The 16,936-nt window shown below is 50.1% G+C and carries 15 protein-coding genes and 2 tRNA genes; 9 read left to right on the plus strand and 8 right to left on the minus strand.

Features of this window, described 5'->3' with window-relative positions; genetic code table 11:
• The first annotated feature begins 108 nt into the window (after positions 1–108).
• The gene (locus tag EAH77_RS09000; RefSeq protein ID WP_140471836.1) at positions 109–957 is read left to right on the plus strand and encodes a C40 family peptidase; all 849 of its coding nucleotides are present in this window, start codon (positions 109–111) and stop codon (positions 955–957) included.
• A 188-nt stretch (positions 958–1,145) separates the two neighbouring features.
• Here the strand turns inward: EAH77_RS09000 and EAH77_RS09005 are convergent, their stop codons facing one another.
• Positions 1,146–1,235 (minus strand): YnhF family membrane protein, encoded by a 90-nt coding sequence (locus tag EAH77_RS09005; RefSeq protein WP_140471838.1) that lies wholly within the window; start codon positions 1,233–1,235, stop codon positions 1,146–1,148.
• Between the two features lie 335 nt (positions 1,236–1,570).
• On the opposite strand from EAH77_RS09005, the gene purR reads away from it, so the two are divergent.
• Positions 1,571–2,596 (plus strand): HTH-type transcriptional repressor PurR, encoded by a 1,026-nt coding sequence (gene purR / locus EAH77_RS09010; protein ID WP_140471840.1) that lies wholly within the window; start codon positions 1,571–1,573, stop codon positions 2,594–2,596.
• Between the two features lie 54 nt (positions 2,597–2,650).
• On the opposite strand, the gene punR is transcribed toward purR, so the two are convergent.
• Positions 2,651–3,556 (minus strand): DNA-binding transcriptional activator PunR, encoded by a 906-nt coding sequence (gene punR / locus EAH77_RS09015; RefSeq protein ID WP_140471842.1) that lies wholly within the window; start codon positions 3,554–3,556, stop codon positions 2,651–2,653.
• A gap of 170 nt (positions 3,557–3,726) precedes the next feature.
• Here punR and punC point away from each other — a divergent pair, with 170 nt between their 5' ends.
• Both punC and cfa read left to right on the plus strand, forming a co-directional pair.
• Complete coding sequence (gene punC, locus EAH77_RS09020; protein ID WP_140471844.1) at positions 3,727–4,929, plus strand: purine nucleoside transporter PunC; 1,203 nt, start codon at positions 3,727–3,729, stop codon at positions 4,927–4,929.
• 374 nt (positions 4,930–5,303) lie between these two features.
• Entirely contained in the window at positions 5,304–6,455 is a 1,152-nt protein-coding gene (cfa, locus tag EAH77_RS09025; RefSeq protein ID WP_140471846.1) for a cyclopropane fatty acyl phospholipid synthase, read from the plus strand.
• 59 nt (positions 6,456–6,514) lie between these two features.
• Here the strand turns inward: cfa and EAH77_RS09030 are convergent, their stop codons facing one another.
• Entirely contained in the window at positions 6,515–7,180 is a 666-nt protein-coding gene (locus EAH77_RS09030; RefSeq protein WP_140471848.1) for a riboflavin synthase subunit alpha, read from the minus strand.
• Positions 7,181–7,443: 263 nt separating this feature from the next.
• On the opposite strand from EAH77_RS09030, the gene EAH77_RS09035 reads away from it, so the two are divergent.
• From EAH77_RS09035 to EAH77_RS09055, 5 genes are all read left to right on the plus strand, one after another.
• Complete coding sequence (locus tag EAH77_RS09035) at positions 7,444–8,817, plus strand: MATE family efflux transporter (RefSeq protein WP_140471850.1); 1,374 nt, start codon at positions 7,444–7,446, stop codon at positions 8,815–8,817.
• A 194-nt stretch (positions 8,818–9,011) separates the two neighbouring features.
• A tRNA-Val gene (locus tag EAH77_RS09040) sits at positions 9,012–9,088 on the plus strand.
• 41 nt (positions 9,089–9,129) lie between these two features.
• Positions 9,130–9,206: transfer RNA gene (locus EAH77_RS09045), tRNA-Val, on the plus strand.
• Positions 9,207–9,707: 501 nt separating this feature from the next.
• Positions 9,708–11,120 (plus strand): pyruvate kinase PykF, encoded by a 1,413-nt coding sequence (gene pykF, locus EAH77_RS09050; RefSeq protein WP_140471852.1) that lies wholly within the window; start codon positions 9,708–9,710, stop codon positions 11,118–11,120.
• A 293-nt stretch (positions 11,121–11,413) separates the two neighbouring features.
• Positions 11,414–11,650 carry a major outer membrane lipoprotein gene (locus EAH77_RS09055; RefSeq protein ID WP_140471854.1) on the plus strand — a complete coding sequence of 79 codons (237 nt, stop codon included), beginning with the start codon at positions 11,414–11,416 and terminating at the stop codon, positions 11,648–11,650.
• Between the two features lie 197 nt (positions 11,651–11,847).
• Here EAH77_RS09055 and EAH77_RS09060 read toward each other — a convergent pair whose 3' ends face one another.
• The 5 genes from EAH77_RS09060 to sufC all read right to left on the minus strand — a co-directional run bounded on the left by EAH77_RS09060 (position 11,848) and on the right by sufC (position 16,809).
• Positions 11,848–12,864: a L,D-transpeptidase family protein gene (locus tag EAH77_RS09060; protein ID WP_140471856.1), complete on the minus strand. Its 1,017-nt coding sequence runs from the start codon at positions 12,862–12,864 to the stop codon at positions 11,848–11,850.
• A gap of 259 nt (positions 12,865–13,123) precedes the next feature.
• Positions 13,124–13,537: a cysteine desulfuration protein SufE gene (gene sufE / locus EAH77_RS09065; RefSeq protein WP_140471858.1), complete on the minus strand. Its 414-nt coding sequence runs from the start codon at positions 13,535–13,537 to the stop codon at positions 13,124–13,126.
• Between the two features lie 29 nt (positions 13,538–13,566).
• Positions 13,567–14,787 (minus strand): cysteine desulfurase SufS, encoded by a 1,221-nt coding sequence (gene sufS, locus EAH77_RS09070; protein WP_140471860.1) that lies wholly within the window; start codon positions 14,785–14,787, stop codon positions 13,567–13,569.
• Positions 14,787–16,088, minus strand: coding sequence for a Fe-S cluster assembly protein SufD (gene sufD / locus EAH77_RS09075; RefSeq protein WP_140471862.1), 1,302 nt, complete (start codon positions 16,086–16,088; stop codon positions 14,787–14,789). The genes sufS and sufD overlap by 1 nt, the downstream gene beginning before the upstream one ends.
• The gene (gene sufC / locus EAH77_RS09080; RefSeq protein WP_140471864.1) at positions 16,063–16,809 is read right to left on the minus strand and encodes a Fe-S cluster assembly ATPase SufC; all 747 of its coding nucleotides are present in this window, start codon (positions 16,807–16,809) and stop codon (positions 16,063–16,065) included. The genes sufD and sufC overlap by 26 nt, the downstream gene beginning before the upstream one ends.
• Between the last annotated feature and the right edge of the window lie 127 nt (positions 16,810–16,936).

Genomic DNA, 16,936 nt, shown 5'->3' on the forward strand with positions numbered 1-16,936 from the left:
ACAATATGATCTAGAATCGAAGCAATTCGTGCTGTTTTGTCTGGTTCTTTTGGGCAATACTCTGACATCTCTGATGTTTAACTTTGGGCCAATATTGGTAACGACGCCATGCGTTTATTGTTTACGCTTACTGTGCTGTTCTTTACCCAGCTGTTTCTGAATCTGGCGCATGCTTCGCCACACACTAACGTTGCTGCCGAACAGCGGAAAAGCCACGTCAGTCAGGCAAAACCTGATGACCGACGAAAGCGCAAAGCCGTTGCCCGAACCAGCAAAAAGTCTAAATCAGAGCCGGTAAAAGAACAGAAAGCAAAAGTTAAAGAAACGAAAAAAATCGCCACCACCAAACTCGTTCGTCATGGGCCCTCTGAAAAGAAAAGCGCTAAAACGACCAAGAGTCATGTGACAGCGAAGAAAGAAAGCCGAACGATAGCGAAAAATGAGACCAGTAAACAGAGTAAAAAAGCGTACGGTCGCCATCGAAAAACCAAAGATTTACTCGCGAAAGACAGTAAACCGATCACGTTAAGCGCCGCGCATAAAAAACGTTATCAACATGCACAGCAAACGGCGATGACCAAGCTGATGCACCAAGTCGGCAAGCCTTATCGCTGGGGTGGAACCTCACCTAACACCGGATTTGATTGCAGCGGGTTAGTCTATTACGCATACAAAGATTTGATTCGCATAAAAATGCCACGTACTGCCAACGAGATGTACCACCTTCGTGACGCGGCACCGGTAAAACGCGGTGAACTGGAGAGCGGTGATTTAGTCTTCTTCAGAATCAACAAGCGTGGTGCAGCAGATCATGTCGGGGTATATGTTGGCAACGGTAAATTTATTCAGTCTCCTCGCACAGGTGAAGAGATCAAAATCACCTCACTGGGCGAAGATTACTGGCAAGATCACTATGTTGGCGCGCGTCGGGTTATGACGCCTAAAACGATTCGTTAAGTCAGCGGTACCGCTAATCAGCGATGAATAGCATTTAACGAAACGTTTATGAAACAGTCTGCCGCTTATAAGCACTATTTTCTGCGAAAGTTGGGCATCCGTAAAATTGAAAAGGGCGATTCCTGTTATAGGTATCGCCCTTTTTTTGGCCTCTTATCCCCCCCGATTCACGAAGGTGAAAAGCACATTCAGTTCATGATGGCGGTAAAACTGAACGCCAGGATCACAGCCAGTGCGCAGACCGTCGTGATAAGCGACATTTTCAAATTGCTGTCCATTAAAACCCCTTCTGGATCAAATGTGGCCTATTTATAAGCCATACAGTTTGTGTGCCAACGCATTTTCTCACAGTTTTGTTTTAAAATCTCGCGATCATTCGCCAAGTTACAAAGACTTTTTACTTCCCCTTTCCCCGGATATAAGAGAAAATTCGCGGTTACCACGCTGCGTGCGGGTCGATTTATTCCGATGTTCTTTCAGACGGTTGTCCTTCTCTGAAAAACTCACCAAAGATTTCACTGCTCATCCATTTTTCAGCAGTCAAATCCACGCAGGCAAACGATTAACATAATGCTAACGTGCTGACGCACGTCGGACAGGAGTCATTCTTTTCATGGCAACGATAAAAGATGTCGCAAAACGGGCTGGCGTTTCCACCACAACCGTGTCGCACGTCATCAATAAAACACGTTTCGTCGCCGAAGAAACTAAAGCCGCCGTGCAGACCGCGATTAAAGAGCTGCACTATTCACCCAGCGCGGTGGCACGTAGCCTTAAGGTCAACAACACAAAATCCATCGGTTTACTGGCGACCTCCAGCGAAGCGCCCTACTTTGCCGAAGTGATCGAAGCCGTTGAGAACAGTTGTTATGCCAAAGGCTACACACTGATCTTGTGTAACTCACACAACAACCTCGATAAGCAACAGGCTTATCTGGCAATGCTGGCGCAAAAGCGTGTGGATGGCTTGTTGGTGATGTGCGCAGAGTATCCCGATGCTCTGCTCGACATGCTCGAGGAGTATCGTTCAATTCCGATGGTCGTAATGGACTGGGGCGAAGCGCGCAAAAACTTTACCGACAGCATCATCGATAATGCCTTTGAAGGCGGTTATATGGCCGGGCGCTACCTCATTGAACGGGGTCATCGCGATATCGGCGTTATCCCTGGTCAGTTGGCGCGTAATACCGGGGGGGGCCGCTTCCAGGGCTTTGTGAAAGCACTGACCGAGGCCAATATTCCACTACGCGAAGAGTGGGTAGTTCAGGGCGATTTTGAGCCTGAGTCCGGCTATCAGGCGATGCACAAAATTCTGATGCAGAAGCAGCGTCCGACGGCAGTATTCTGCGGCGGTGACGTGATGGCCATGGGTGCTATTTGTGCTGCCGATGAGATGGGCCTGCGGGTGCCTCAGGATATTTCCGTGATCGGTTATGATAATGTGCGCAACGCCCGCTATTTCTCTCCGGCACTGACCACTATCCACCAACCCAAAGAGCGCCTGGGCGAGATGGCCTTTACTATGCTGCTGGATCGCATCATCAGTAAGCGTGAAGTGTCGCAGACTATTGAAGTCCACCCGAAACTGATTGAGCGCCGTTCGGTGGCCGATGGTCCTTACCGCGACTATCGTCGTTAATTCAGATACTTGCCGTTGTTGTGACCTGTAACGCCTGCCTGCGAGCAGGCGTTTTTAATTGCGTAACCACTCATGGTTCAGCGTTGGCGTATCCCCCAGATAATCCAGAAGCCATGCCAGCGCCGGAGACTGATTGCTTTGATCCCAGGTCAGGCAGCAGGCACTTTCGGGAAAAGCCGCCGCCAGTGTCAATATGTGCAGCTTTTGTTGCGCTATCCACGTTTCAACCAGATGTACCGGCATCATGCCCACGCACAGGCCTTCGCACAGGCAGTCGATCGCACAGGTCCAGTCGGGAACCACCAGACGCCGCTGATTATTCAGCGTCCAGGTGTCCCGTTTAGGCAGGTTTCGCGATGTATCTTCCAGGCACAGCGCCGGGTAAGCCCGCAGCTGTTCATCAACCAAGGGAGCGGTCAGCGCTGCCAGGGGATGATCCGGACTGACGACACAGTGCCAGTCCATAAACCCCATGTCCCGAAAACTGAAACGCCCACCGGTCGGCACAGCGCGGGTGGCACCAATGGCAACGTCAGCCCGGCCATCCACCAACGCGTCCCAGACACCGTTAAACACTTCTGAATGGATGATAAGCTCGGTATCGGGAAAGGCGCGGTAGAAGTCGGTGATCAACCGACGCGCCCGATCCGGTTTTACAATACGGTCCACCGCCACATTCAACTGCCCACGCCAGCCGTTCGCCACCTGCTGACACTGACGCCGCGTCGCCATCATTTTTTTGATAAGCAGACGGGCCTCTTCCACGAAAACTTTGCCCGCTGGTGTCAGTTCAACATCGCGATGACGTCTTTCGAACAACGGAACCGCCAGCCATTGCTCCAGTTGGCGAACGGTATAACTGATCGCTGAAGGCACGCGGTGCAACTCCTGTGCTGCTGCGCTGAAACTCCCCGTGCGGGCAACGGCATCGACTACTTCCAACGAATATTCTGACCACATAATTGCCGGCCTTTTTTTGCTTTCAATTATTTTGATATAAGAGCGCAAATATTAGCGTTTCACAAGCGGTTAGCCAACCCCTTACACTTCGCACCTGACACTTTCTGCACGTTATGCCGCTGTAGATTCATTTTTCATATAACTAACATCGCCAGTAAAAAGAGAAAATCATGAAACCCTCCTTTGGATTTATGCTCTACCTCGCCGGGTTGAGTATGCTCGGCTTTTTAGCCACCGATATGTACCTCCCTGCTTTCAGTACCATGCAAACCAGCCTGTCGACCACGCCAGGCCTAATCAGCGCCAGTTTGAGTATCTTCCTCGGTGGTTTTGCCATTGGCCAGCTGCTGTGGGGACCGCTGTCAGACAAACTCGGGCGCAGGCCAGTGCTTATCGCTGGTCTGACACTTTTCGTACTTGGTTGTCTGGGCATGTTATGGGTGCAGAACATTTATTTGCTGCTGGGGCTGCGCTTTGTGCAGGCCATCGGCGTCTGTGCGGCAGCTGTCAGCTGGCAGGCCCTGGTGGTCGATCGCTACCCGGCTGACGTCGCCAAGCGCACATTTGCCACTATCATGCCGCTGGTGGCGTTATCCCCCGCTCTCGCTCCGCTGTTGGGTGCGTGGGTACTGAATCACTTCGATTGGGAAGCTATTTTTGCCTTGCTGCTGATGGTTGGCGTCATGCTATTGGTGTTCTCTTTCCGTATTCAGGAAAGCAAAAAATCCTCCGACAACCTGAAAGCCGACAAAATTGGCTTTTTCAAATTGCTGACCTCCCCGGTGTTTAGTGGAAATGTGCTGATTTATGCTGCCTGCTCCGCCGGATTCTTCGCTTGGCTGACCGGTTCACCTTTTATTCTCAGTGACATGGGTTATACACCGGGTGTTATCGGCCTGAGCTATGTCCCGCAGACCATCGCTTTCCTGGTGGGAGGGTTTGGCTGTCGCGTATTGATCAGTAAAATCGACGGTAACCGCATCCTGCCTTGGTTACTGGCCGGTTATGCGCTGAGCGTCGTGGCACTTTATTTGGTCGCTACGCTGACCGATGCCACACTGAGCACTTTGCTGATCCCGTTCTGTTTAATGGCGTTGGTGAACGGTGCCTGCTACCCAATTGTGGTCGCCAATGCACTAATGCCATTTCCTGCCAATACAGGGAAGGCCGCTGCGTTGCAAAATACACTACAATTAGGTTTGTGCTTTTTCGCCAGCCTGCTGGTCTCCGCATTTATTGCCCAGCCGTTACTGGCAACTGTCACGGTGATGTTGGGAACGCTGGCACTGGTCGCGCTGGGTTTTGTGATGGTGAAAAAGAGTACAAAACAGGCTGATGAAATAAAAGTCGCGAGAAAAGAGGAAATGGCATAAGGCGCCGCAATACTTGCTAACTGAATGTCATAATTACCTTAAGTGACAGTCACTTAATGAATATACTCGCCGCGTGTGATTTGTTATTGAGAATGACCGCCGGCGAGTTTATACTCAACCTAACCTTGTAAAATAACATTTATACAAAGTATTTATTACAACTAACTTTCTGGCGCGGGCACTGCGTCACGTTTTATAAAAAGGATTTTTTCACCCCATACCACTTCGGTTACGGGTGTTCTTCTAATTTCCTCTGTTCATAGTCGCATATCAGACAAGGCGGATTAACCGTCTGTTCTCATAATGACCTGCATAAATTGCCTTGGCTTTTCCCAGCAGGTTAATAAGTCAGAAGAGAAAGTGATGGAGAAGCTATGAGTTCATCGTGTATAGAAGATGTAAGTATTCAGGACAATCAGTGGTATCGCATCGTCACTGAAATGTTGGGAATGGCCGATGTCCAGATCAACGGTAGCCGCCCTTTCGACATCAAAGTAAAAAACCCTGATTTCTTTAAACGTGTTTTGCAGGAAGGCTCCCTGGGCCTCGGTGAAAGTTACATGGACGGCTGGTGGGAATGTGAACGACTGGATATTTTCTTCCAGCGCGTTCTCAATGCCGGTCTCGAAAGCAAGCTCCCGCGACATTTTAAAGACACACTCCGCATTGCCGCCGCACGGCTGACCAATCTACAATCCAAAAAGCGCGCCTGGATTGTGGGCAAAGAGCATTATGACTTAGGCAATGATCTGTTCAGTCTGATGCTTGACCCTTATATGCAATATTCCTGCGGTTACTGGAAAGAGGCCACCACGCTCGAGCAGGCTCAGGAAGCAAAATTAAAAATGATTTGCGATAAGCTGCAATTAAAACCCGGTCTGCGTTTGCTGGATATCGGTTGCGGCTGGGGGGGCCTGTCAGAGTATGCCGCGAAATATTACGGCGTGAGCGTCGTCGGTGTGACGATTTCAGCTGAACAGCAGAAAATGGCACAGGAACGCTGTAAAGATCTCGACGTGACCATTTTGCTCAAAGATTATCGCGATCTGAATGACCAGTTCGACCGTATTGTCTCGGTTGGGATGTTCGAACATGTGGGTCCGAAGAACTATCAGACTTACTTTGATGTGGTTAAACGCAATATCAAACCGGATGGATTATTCCTCCTGCACACTATTGGCTCGAATAAATCTGACCTGAGTGTCGATCCCTGGATTGATAAATACATTTTCCCGAATGGCTGTTTACCTTCCATTAAGCAGATAGCGCAAACCACAGAGTTACTGTTTGTCATGGAAGACTGGCATAACATTGGGGCAGACTACGACCGCACCCTGATGGCCTGGCTGGAGCGATTCTTGCAGGCATGGCCGTCGCTGGCGGATAAGTACTCCGATCGTTTCGAACGTATGTTTACTTACTATTTGAATGCCTGTGCCGGCGCTTTCCGGGCACGTGATATTCAACTGTGGCAGGTTCTGCTGAGTCCGCAGGGTGTTGAAGGGGGAATTCGCGTACCGCGTTAATCCTTCCAGGCCCCCACCATTAAAAAAGCCGGACAGTCACCTGCCCGGCTTTTTGTCTTCTATTTTTGGTGAGTGCCTTGCTGCTCAACCATCGCTTGCGCTGTGGCTATAACCGCTTCACGGCTGGCTAATACGCGCTCGACCGTATCGACAATGGCCTGCGTCTGCGGGTCAATTTCAATATTAATTTTATCACCTAAACGTTTAGCACCTAGTGTTGTGCGCTGTAACGTTTCAGGAATTAAATGCACACAGAAACGGGTTTTTGTTACTTCACCGACCGTCAGGCTAATTCCGTCGATTCCAATGAAACCTTTATGTAATACATATTTCATTAAATCTTCATGCGGCATACGGAACCAGATCTGACGGTTATTCTCGGAGGTGAGAATTTTCGCCACTTCCGCCGTACAGATGATATGGCCTGACATTAAATGGCCGCCAATTTCGTCATCGAAACGGGCGGCACGCTCCAAATTCACCTGGGAACCGGGCAGTAAATCGCCCAGATTGGTCAGACGAAGGGTCTCTTTCACCAGATCGAAACTGACTAAATCACCGTTCACCTCGGTGACTGTCAGACAGCATCCGTTGTGCGCCACCGAGGCGCCGAGCGCCAGGTTATCAAGCATGTGCGCTGGCATCTGCACAACGTGGGTACGAAAATTAGGTTTCTCATCAATGGACACTAACGTTCCTGTGCCCTGAACAATACCGGTAAACATAGGCCAAGCCTCATTAATTTTTATGCAGTTAAATCATCGGCAATACATTGCGTTTCTGCCTGCCAGTTTGCCGCAGATTTGATAGAAAGCCAAATCAATGAGGGCAAAATATCAACAACTGAAAACAAGCCAATATGTAACTCGTCGTTAACAGCTTTGATTGCTTATAACGTCTGACGATGTACAATCTTCGGGTTATTTTCCGCTATTTTAGCGTCACGCTTTGCGTGGCGTTTTTTATTCAAAACAAAAAAGGTGTGTGCGTGCAGAAGTACCTTACAGAAGCGCGTGTGTTATTAGCTCTCGCGATCCCCGTTATCCTTGCTCAAATTGCGCAAACTTCAATGGGCGTGGTCGATACGATTATGGCAGGCAGCGTCAGTGCCACAGACATGGCGGCTGTAGCCGTTGGAACCTCAATTTGGTTACCAGCCATCTTGTTTGGGCACGGACTTTTGTTGGCTCTGACCCCCACGGTGGCGCAGCTTAACGGCGCTGGCCGGCGTGACAAAATCGCCCATCAAATCCAGCAGGGTTTCTGGCTGGCTTCCGGCGTTTCAGTCATTATTATTGTCGTGCTGTATCACTGCGACCAAATTATCGGGCTGATGCACAATATTGACCCGCTGCTTAAAGCCAAAGCGATCGGATATCTGCATGCCATCATGTGGGGTGCTCCCGGCTATCTGTTCTTCCAGGTTTTACGTGTCCAGTGTGAGGGCTTGTCTAAAACCAAACCGGGTATGGTGTTTGGCTTTATCGGCCTGCTGGTGAACATTCCGGTTAACTATATCTTCATCTACGGCAAGTTTGGCGCACCTGCGCTGGGAGGCGTAGGGTGCGGGGTCGCCACTGGCACAGTCTATTGGGTAATGTTCCTGATGATGCGTTTCTATGTGAAACGTGCTTACTTTATGAAAGACATCATTGCACCCACCCGATTTGCCAAACCCGACTGGGTGACGTTAAAACGCTTGACCAGTTTAGGTCTACCTATCGGTCTGGCGCTGTTTTTCGAAGTCACACTGTTTGCAATCGTTGCGCTCTTGGTTTCGCCTTTAGGCATTGTGGCGGTTGCCAGTCATCAGATAGCCTTAAGCCTCGGTTCGATAATGTTTGTGATCCCATTGTCATTAGGAATGGCAAGCACCATTCGTGTTGGTTCACGCCTTGGTGAGTCGTCAATCGAAGGCGCCAAAGTTGCAGCGTATACCAGTATTTTTACCGGTATCGTTATCGCCTGCATCAGTGCATCGCTCTCCGTTACATTCCGCGCGCAAATTGCAGGGTTATATAATGACAGCCCTGAAGTTATCACGCTGGCTTCAAGCCTGATGTTACTGGCCGCGGTTTACCAAATTTCCGACGCCATACAAGTGGTTGGCACCGGGGTATTACGTGGATATAAAGATACGCGTTCCATCTTCTATATTACGTTTGTGGCTTATTGGGTCCTGGGTTTACCGGTAGGTTATACATTGGGGCTAACCGATTATATTGTGCCGGCGATGGGCCCAAGCGGTTTCTGGTGGGGCTTTATTCTTGGTCTGACCTTTGCAGCAGCGATGGTGACTCTGCGTATACGGTGGATCCAGAAACAACCTTCGTTCACGATTTTGGATAACGCAGGCCGTTAATCTCGCTATTCGCCGTCAGAACTCTTTATCTGGCGGCGGACGACTCAAGCATTAATGTTCAAAAAATCAACGCAGTGAACATTCACGCACCACTCAGTCACAATTTAATGACGAAATGTTTATTTTCCCTTGCCAGCCATCGGGTAGGTCGCTAATATTCGTCCCCGCTGCCGCACTGGCAGGCAGAAAAAGATGCGTCCGTAGCTCAGTTGGTTAGAGCACCACCTTGACATGGTGGGGGTCGATGGTTCGAGTCCATTCGGACGCACCAAGCTTCTGCACCCGATTTACCGAGTACATTTCATCCGATGTGCGTCCGTAGCTCAGTTGGTTAGAGCACCACCTTGACATGGTGGGGGTCGATGGTTCGAGTCCATTCGGACGCACCAGATGAAACAGACCAACACTCCTACATTTTTCCACACCAAACGCCCCTGATTTCAAACTTCTTCGTACTCTGTCCATTTTCAGTGCTCAACGCCTGTTGTTTAGATATTCATCTACCCTCTTTAACATCGCTTACGTCGTGACTGCCCATTTTGGTCATTTGCGCAACGAACACCAGGCAGATGCCATAAGCTTGCGCAGCATCATGTTTTTTATTTTGTTTCCCGCCGCTTAGCCCTTATAATACGCATCGTCTCTTCGATTGAATGGTCTCAGCCCCTTGATCTGTCGATATCGCCTTATAAAAGCATTACCTCACCCGAAACGATTAACCATCGGACAGATCGCCACGTCTTGGCTGAACTTTACACACCATTTATTCTCCAGTCGCCTACGCTTAATAGTGATTTGTAACAATCCAGAAGCAACCAAATTCCTCGCGGGCAGCAGCGCTGTCAGTCGAACTCATTTCCAATCCATCACAACTTGTAGATAAAATCGTCATGAAAAAGACCAAAATTGTTTGTACCATCGGACCGAAAACTGAATCCGAAGAAATGCTGACCAAACTGCTTGATGCAGGCATGAACGTAATGCGTTTGAACTTCTCTCACGGCGATTACGAAGAACACGGCCAGCGCATCAAGAATATCCGTAATGTCATGGCTAAAACCGGTCATAAAGCAGGCATCCTGCTGGACACCAAAGGCCCTGAAATTCGCACCATGAAACTGGAAGGCGGCGTAGACGCTTCTCTCGTTGCTGGGCAAAATTATACTTTCACCACCGACCAGTCAGTTATTGGTAACACTCAACGTGTTGCTGTGACCTATGCTGGCTTCGCTGCCGATCTGAAAATTGGCAACACCATTCTGGTTGATGACGGCCTGATTGGGATGGAAGTTATCGAAGTTTCAGAAACTGAAGTTACCTGTAAAGTTCTGAACAACGGTGACCTCGGCGAAAACAAAGGCGTTAACCTGCCTGGCGTGTCTATCGCTCTGCCAGCACTGGCTGAAAAAGATAAACGTGACCTGATCTTCGGTTGTGAACAAGGCGTTGACTTCGTTGCGGCGTCCTTCATCCGTAAACGTTCTGACGTACTGGAAATCCGTGAGCATCTGAAAGCACACGGCGGCGAACATATTCAGATCATCTCTAAAATTGAGAACCAGGAAGGCCTGAATAACTTCGATGAAATCCTCGAAGCTTCTGACGGCATCATGGTTGCCCGTGGTGACTTAGGCGTTGAGATCCCGGTTGAAGAAGTGATCTTCGCGCAGAAGATGATGATCGAGAAATGTAACCGTGCACGTAAAGTCGTGATTACTGCGACCCAAATGCTCGATTCCATGATCAAAAACCCACGCCCTACCCGTGCTGAAGCTGGTGACGTTGCTAACGCCATCATCGATGGTACTGACGCCGTCATGCTGTCAGGCGAAAGTGCTAAAGGTAAATATCCGCTGGAAGCGGTGACCATCATGGCCACCATCTGTGCGCGTACTGACCGTGTTATGCAAAGCCGTATCGATGGCCAGAATGACAACCGTAAACTGCGCATCACTGAAGCTGTGTGTCGCGGTGCTGTAGAAACTGCTGAGAAACTGGATGCTCCACTGATTGTGGTTGCGACCAGCGGTGGTAAATCAGCCAAAGCCGTACGTAAATACTTCCCACATGCCACCATTCTGGCTCTGACCACCAACGAAGTGACCGCGCGTCAGTTGATCCTGACTAAAGGCGTGATCACTCAGTTGGTCAAAGAAATCGCGTCTACCGACGACTTCTACCGCATTGGTAAAGAAGCTGCTCTGGAGAGTGGTTTAGCCCAAAAAGGCGACGTTGTGGTGATGGTTTCTGGTGCTCTGGTACAAAGCGGCACGACTAATACTGCATCGGTACACGTTGTTTAATTAAAACGTGACATCGTTTAAAGACAAAACGCCGCGCTATGCGGCGTTTTTTATGGTCGCGTTTTGAAAAATTTCGAAATAACAAGCAGAATTGCTAACAAATAAATGGGACAAGTCTCATGGAATCCAGCTGTTTTCGAAGCATTTTTTAACTTTTTCGCAAAAAAAGATGCTTCTTTGAGCGAACGATCAAAATAAAGCGATTGCGAGCAAAAATTTATTCTCATTAGAAAAAGGTTTGTGTAATACTTGTAACGCTACATGGAGATTAACTTAATCTAGAGGGTTTTATAATGAATCGCACTAAACTGGTACTGGGCGCTGTGATCCTGGCTTCAACTATGCTGGCTGGTTGTTCAAGCAATGCTAAAATCGACCAACTGTCTTCAGACGTTTCTACTCTGAACACTAAAGTTGACCAACTGAGCAACGACGTGAACGCAATTCGTTCTGACGTTCAGGCAGCTAAAGACGACGCAGCACGCGCTAACCAACGTCTTGACAACCAAGCACACGCTTACAAGAAGTAATATTACTTCTATAGCTAAATGGCGCACTCAGTGCGCCATTTTTTTTGCCTCCGATTTGTCCCCAGCCTCCTTTATTTACACCTCCCGACGTCCTTCGGCATACAGCAGCCTATACCGCTGTCTCTGATGCACAAACGTAAAAAAGGAGCGGTAGCCGCTCCTCATTGTTAAACCCTGCTGTCGCCCGCTGAGCGCCCTTACTGATTATTCACCGTTTCATAAGGTTTCGCGGTCAAGACTGAGGCCGTCTGTGGCACGGCCACCGCTGGCGGTGCATCTGTCGCTTCGACACCTTTGCTGACCACAACTGGCATACCTGAACGGCGCTCGATAGCCTGTTTTACAACATCATCATCCGTCTCTTTGCTCTTGACGAACTTCTTCGCTGCCGCCGAGAGTGCAATAGGCTTAGTCTGCGGGTCGTCTTTCTCGGTGTGGGACAGCGGCTGGTGCACTTCGATATAGCGTTTCCCATCAGGCTCAACGTCAAATTTAATCGGCTGATTGACGATCTGAACACGCGTCCCCTTTGGCACCATGTTGAACAAGGCTTCAATATCATCCGGGCGCAGGCGAATACAGCCCGAACTTACGCGCATACCGATACCAAAATTGGCATTGGTACCGTGAATCAGATATTGCCCGGTACCCGCAGAGAGGCGCATCGCGAACAGCCCCATTGGGTTCTCAGGGCCGGCCGGCACCATTCCTGGCAGCTTAACGCCATCTTTCAAATACGCTTTACGGATGTTGGCTGTTGGGGTCCAGGTCGGGTTGGGGATTTTCTGGCTGACTGAGGTGACCATTTCCGGGGTGTTTCGCCCTAGCTGACCAATACCTATCGGCAGAACAATCACCTTATTCTCACCTTTCGGATAGTAATAGAGACGCAGTTCCGCCAGGTTCACCACAATACCTTCACGCTTGGTATCCGGCAGCAGCATTTGCGAAGGGATGGTCAGCACTGTGCCAGGTTTAGGCAGATAAGGATCGGTCCCGGGATTTGCTTCCAGCATACCAATCAAACCAATCTGGTATTTCGCCGCTACGGCTTCCAGTGGCAATCCATCATTAGGAACGACGTACGTGGTGTTCTCACCAATCAGACGGCTGTTATCCGGCGGGAGTGGATATTCTGCTGCACTTGCGGTCATGGAGTGCGTTGCCATCATAGTGCCAACTAACATCGCCAGAAGGGGTAATGTACGTCTCATACTCAGTCCTTTTTCGGCCTGCCCTCAGACAATCTGAGGAAAGACAATAATCGTGTCTGTTAATACTAGCAGCACAGAATTTTGTGGCAATCAAACCACAGAAAATCAGAAAGTTACCTGACTGAATTGCCAGTAAAATACGTGAAGATAGTAAGTTGAAAAATCAGGAGTAAACAGCAAACAGGTGGGAGAAAGAGGAGAAATTGCATTGCTCATTAGCAGAACATTCCTAATGAGCAACGGAGAGATTTACGCGGATTTAGCTCAGCTTCTGAGCATTGGCGCGAATTGCGCGGATCATCGCTTCCAGCCCCTGCGAACGGGATGGGGTCAGATGTTGGCTCAGTTCCAGTTGAGTGAAGAACGGACGGACGTCCAACGCCACCACATCCTGAGGCGTCAACCCCTGATAGAGACTGAAAACAATCGCCAGCAAACCTTTCACAATCGCAGCATCGCTGTCACCGTCAAAACTCAACTGTCCGTTCTCACCGGCCTGCATGACAATCCATACCTGGCTTTGACAACCTGAGATCAGGTATTTGTCCTGGCGGAATGCATCGGTAAGCGGCGCCAGCTGCCCACCCAATTCGATCACGTAAAGGTATTTTTCTTCCCAGTTCGGGCACCGGGAAAAATTTTTCACTAATTTATCTTTATCTGGCAAAGCCATAAAAACAGGTCCTGATAATGGCGTATCGGTTAACCCAACAGCCGGTGAATACGTTGCAGCCCTGCGACCAGACGGTCGACTTCTTCACGGGTATTGTACATCGCCAGCGACGCGCGGCACATGGCTGGTACACCGTAGAATGACATCAGCGGCATGGCACAGTGGTGGCCGGTACGGATTGCGATACCATATTGGTCGAGGAAACTGCCCACATCATAGGCATGATGCTTGCCGAGATTAAAAGCAATGACGCCGGAACGCATGGCCGGACCGTAGATCACGATGTCAGGAACCTGAGCCATGGCTTCGAGCGCATAACTCATCAGCGCCTGCTCATAATCATGGATCTGTGGGATCCCAAGGTCGGTGACATAACTCATCGCCGCGCCAAGACCCATGATACCGGCGGTGTTCGGCGTACCCGCTTCGAAACGCCATGGCGGCGCGGCAAAAGTGGTACCTTCGGTCAGGCTCACGTGTTTGATCATCGAGCCGCCGCCTTCCCAGGGCGGCATCTGGTCCAGTAAGGCTTTTTTACCGTACAGAATACCAATACCCGATGGCCCGTAGAGCTTGTGCCCGGACCAGACGTAAAAATCACAGTCCAGCGCCTGAACATCCACACTGTAGTGCATCACGGCCTGCGCGCCATCCACCAGCACCGTCAGCCCTGCGGCTTTCGCCTGAGGTATGATTTTTTCGAGCGGATTGACTGTACCGAGTACGTTGGAAACATGCGTCAACGCCAGCAGCTTGGTACGTGGCGTGATCAGCGTTTCCAGCTCTGAGAGATCCAATTCACCGTTTGGCGTCAAATGCCAGACGTCGATATGCAAATCACGCTCTTTCGCCAGCATCTGCCAGGGAACGATGTTCGCATGGTGCTCCATTTCGGTGATGATGATGCGATCACCCGCGTGAAGTGCAGTTCGCCCAAATGTATTAGCGACCAGATTGATGGCTTCGGTCGAGCCCTTAACAAACACGATCTCTTCGACAGAGGAAGCATTGATAAATTGCGCGGCTTGCGTGCGGACATTTTCCATCTGCTCGGTGGCTTCTGCGCTCAAAGTATGGATGCCGCGGTGAACCGCAGCATAACCATGCTCATAAAACTCAAGCTCACGCGCAATGACCTGGCGGGGCTTCTGTGCGCTGGCCGCGCTGTCAAGGTAGGCCAGCGGCTGGCCGTTTACTTCACGGCTCAGCAGTGGGAAATCGCTACGAACTCTTTCCAGAGGAAAACTCATTACTCACCTCGATTTAGTCGGCCAGCAATACGGGCAATGACTACATCGCGCAGGGTTTCATTTTTAATCGCTTCAGTCAGCTCAGCCGCAAAAGCAAAAATAATCATGTGCTGTGCATCCTGACCGCTGATGCCACGTGCGCGCAGGTAGAAAAGTTGTTCGTCATCAATACGGCCAACCGTTGCACCGTGACTACATTTCACGTCATCAGCATAGATTTCCAGCTGCGGCTTGGTGTCCACTTCAGCCTGCTTGCTTAACAACAGGTTGTTATTGGTCATCTTACCGTCAGTTTTCAATGCGTGTTTAGCCACTTTAATCATGCCGTTAAACACGGCTTTGGCACGGTCACGCACGATCACTTTATGCAGCTGGTTGCTGTTGCAGTAACCCTTATTGTGCTCAAGGTAGGTGCGGGTATCCGCAATTTCTGCATCAACCGGCAGCACCAGACTATTAATATTCAGGTTACTGTTTTCGCCGTTAAGCTGCGCACTGGTGTTATTACGGGTCAGGCCCGCGCCCAGTAGAAAACTGTGGCTGGCAACACGTGCATCGCGGCCAATCACCAAATCATTATGCGAAAAATGGAAGCTCGCCTGGCTTTCGAAGGCCAGTTTGTAGTGGGTAAAATCAGCGTTATCGCCCACATTTACCGTCAGGCGTGCGCCGGTAAAATGCCCTTTATCACCGAGCGTGACGTAATGCTCAATCACTTCTGCATTCGCGCCGCTTTCAATGTTCAGATGGTAGCGATGGTGAACGGTATTGATTTCACGCGCCTGCTCGCGGCCACGGCTGATGTGCAGCAAATAAAGTGGTTTCTCAGCCTGTTTACCCGCCGGTAAGCGGATGGACAAACCGTCTTGCGCCAGACTTTCGGTCAGGTGCAGGAAAATTTCGGACTCAATCGGTTCTGGCAGGGTTTGCTGCACTGAAGGGCTGAGATTCTCAATTTCAAATGCGCCCGTCTGACTGTCGCTGAGATCAGCGTCGTAGCGACCATCCACAAATACCAGGCGATAAGCCTCAACCGGCAGCGCGACAGCGTTCAGTTGGTCAATGGACAGTGCATGCGGCTGTGGTGCAAAGAATTGATTACCGAGCAAAGAGGAGACCGGCGTGTATTTCCAGTTTTCCAGTTTGGCATTCGGGAAACCGATACGCAGAACCTGCTGCCAGTGGGCATGCGCATGGGCTGACTGCTCGCCGCCTGCGCTTTCGAACAGGCGGTACAGTTGCTGCATGGCGTGCGAACTGCCCGCCGCAGGTACGTTACTCTTGGTCTGTAAGCCAGCCATAACCTTGCTCCTCTAACTGTTTAACCAAGGTGAAATCGCCGGATTTAACAATGCGGCCCTGCCACAAAACGTGCACGTAGTCAGGCTTGATGTAGTCGAGGATACGCTGGTAGTGGGTCACGATAATGAATGAACGTTTGCCGTCACGTAAGGAATTCACGCCATCGGAAACGATTTTCAGCGCATCAATGTCCAGACCTGAGTCGGTTTCATCAAGGATGCACAGATTAGGCTCAAGGGCCGCCATTTGCAGAATATCGTTACGCTTTTTCTCACCACCGGAGAAGCCGACGTTGACAGAACGGGTCAGCAAATCGGCCGGCATTTTGAGCATAGCGATTTTTTCTTCGATGAAATCAGCGAAGTCAAAACGATCCATCGGTGCCTGACCACGGTATTTACGCACCGCATTTACCGCAGTTTGCAGGAAGAAATGGTTGGTAACGCCAGGGATTTCCACCGGATACTGGAAGGCCATGAATACGCCCTCGCCTGCCCGGTCTTCCGGAGCGAGATCCAGTAAATCTTTACCGTTGAACTCCACGGTACCTTCGGTAACTTCGTAGTCCTCGCGTCCAGCCAGCGTCGCGGAAAGCGTACTTTTACCCGAGCCGTTCGGGCCCATAATGGCGTGCACTTCCCCAGGCTTGATCTCCAGATCAAGCCCTTTAAGAATTTCCTTTTCTTCGACACGGACCTTTAAATTCTTGATGCTTAACATACGTATCCTTGAGTTTGCGCCTGCGCGCTCATAATTCTGTGGTTCTTACTGTGTCTGTTCTTCAAGACTCTTGCTTACGCCCGGCTTTCTTACGGGAAAGAAACGGGTGGGCGCACAAGAAAAGGCG

The organism is Ewingella americana (assembly GCF_006438725.1).
GTDB classification, from domain to species: Bacteria; Pseudomonadota; Gammaproteobacteria; order Enterobacterales; family Enterobacteriaceae; genus Ewingella; species Ewingella americana_A.

Excerpts from the sequence above, each read along its gene's own strand:
- sufC (WP_140471864.1), bottom strand. The coding sequence starts at position 16,809 with ATGTTAAGCATCAAGAATTTAAAGGTCCGTGTCGAAGAAAAGGAAATT.
- sufS (WP_140471860.1), bottom strand. The coding sequence starts at position 14,787 with ATGAGTTTTCCTCTGGAAAGAGTTCGTAGCGATTTCCCACTGCTGAGC.
- sufE (WP_140471858.1), bottom strand. The coding sequence starts at position 13,537 with ATGGCTTTGCCAGATAAAGATAAATTAGTGAAAAATTTTTCCCGGTGC.
- EAH77_RS09005 (WP_140471838.1), bottom strand. The coding sequence starts at position 1,235 with ATGGACAGCAATTTGAAAATGTCGCTTATCACGACGGTCTGCGCACTG.
- purR (WP_140471840.1), top strand. The coding sequence starts at position 1,571 with ATGGCAACGATAAAAGATGTCGCAAAACGGGCTGGCGTTTCCACCACA.
- pykF (WP_140471852.1), top strand. The coding sequence starts at position 9,708 with ATGAAAAAGACCAAAATTGTTTGTACCATCGGACCGAAAACTGAATCC.
- punR (WP_140471842.1), bottom strand. The coding sequence starts at position 3,556 with ATGTGGTCAGAATATTCGTTGGAAGTAGTCGATGCCGTTGCCCGCACG.
- EAH77_RS09030 (WP_140471848.1), bottom strand. The coding sequence starts at position 7,180 with ATGTTTACCGGTATTGTTCAGGGCACAGGAACGTTAGTGTCCATTGAT.
- cfa (WP_140471846.1), top strand. The coding sequence starts at position 5,304 with ATGAGTTCATCGTGTATAGAAGATGTAAGTATTCAGGACAATCAGTGG.
- EAH77_RS09060 (WP_140471856.1), bottom strand. The coding sequence starts at position 12,864 with ATGAGACGTACATTACCCCTTCTGGCGATGTTAGTTGGCACTATGATG.
- EAH77_RS09000 (WP_140471836.1), top strand. The coding sequence starts at position 109 with ATGCGTTTATTGTTTACGCTTACTGTGCTGTTCTTTACCCAGCTGTTT.
- EAH77_RS09055 (WP_140471854.1), top strand. The coding sequence starts at position 11,414 with ATGAATCGCACTAAACTGGTACTGGGCGCTGTGATCCTGGCTTCAACT.
- punC (WP_140471844.1), top strand. The coding sequence starts at position 3,727 with ATGAAACCCTCCTTTGGATTTATGCTCTACCTCGCCGGGTTGAGTATG.
- sufD (WP_140471862.1), bottom strand. The coding sequence starts at position 16,088 with ATGGCTGGCTTACAGACCAAGAGTAACGTACCTGCGGCGGGCAGTTCG.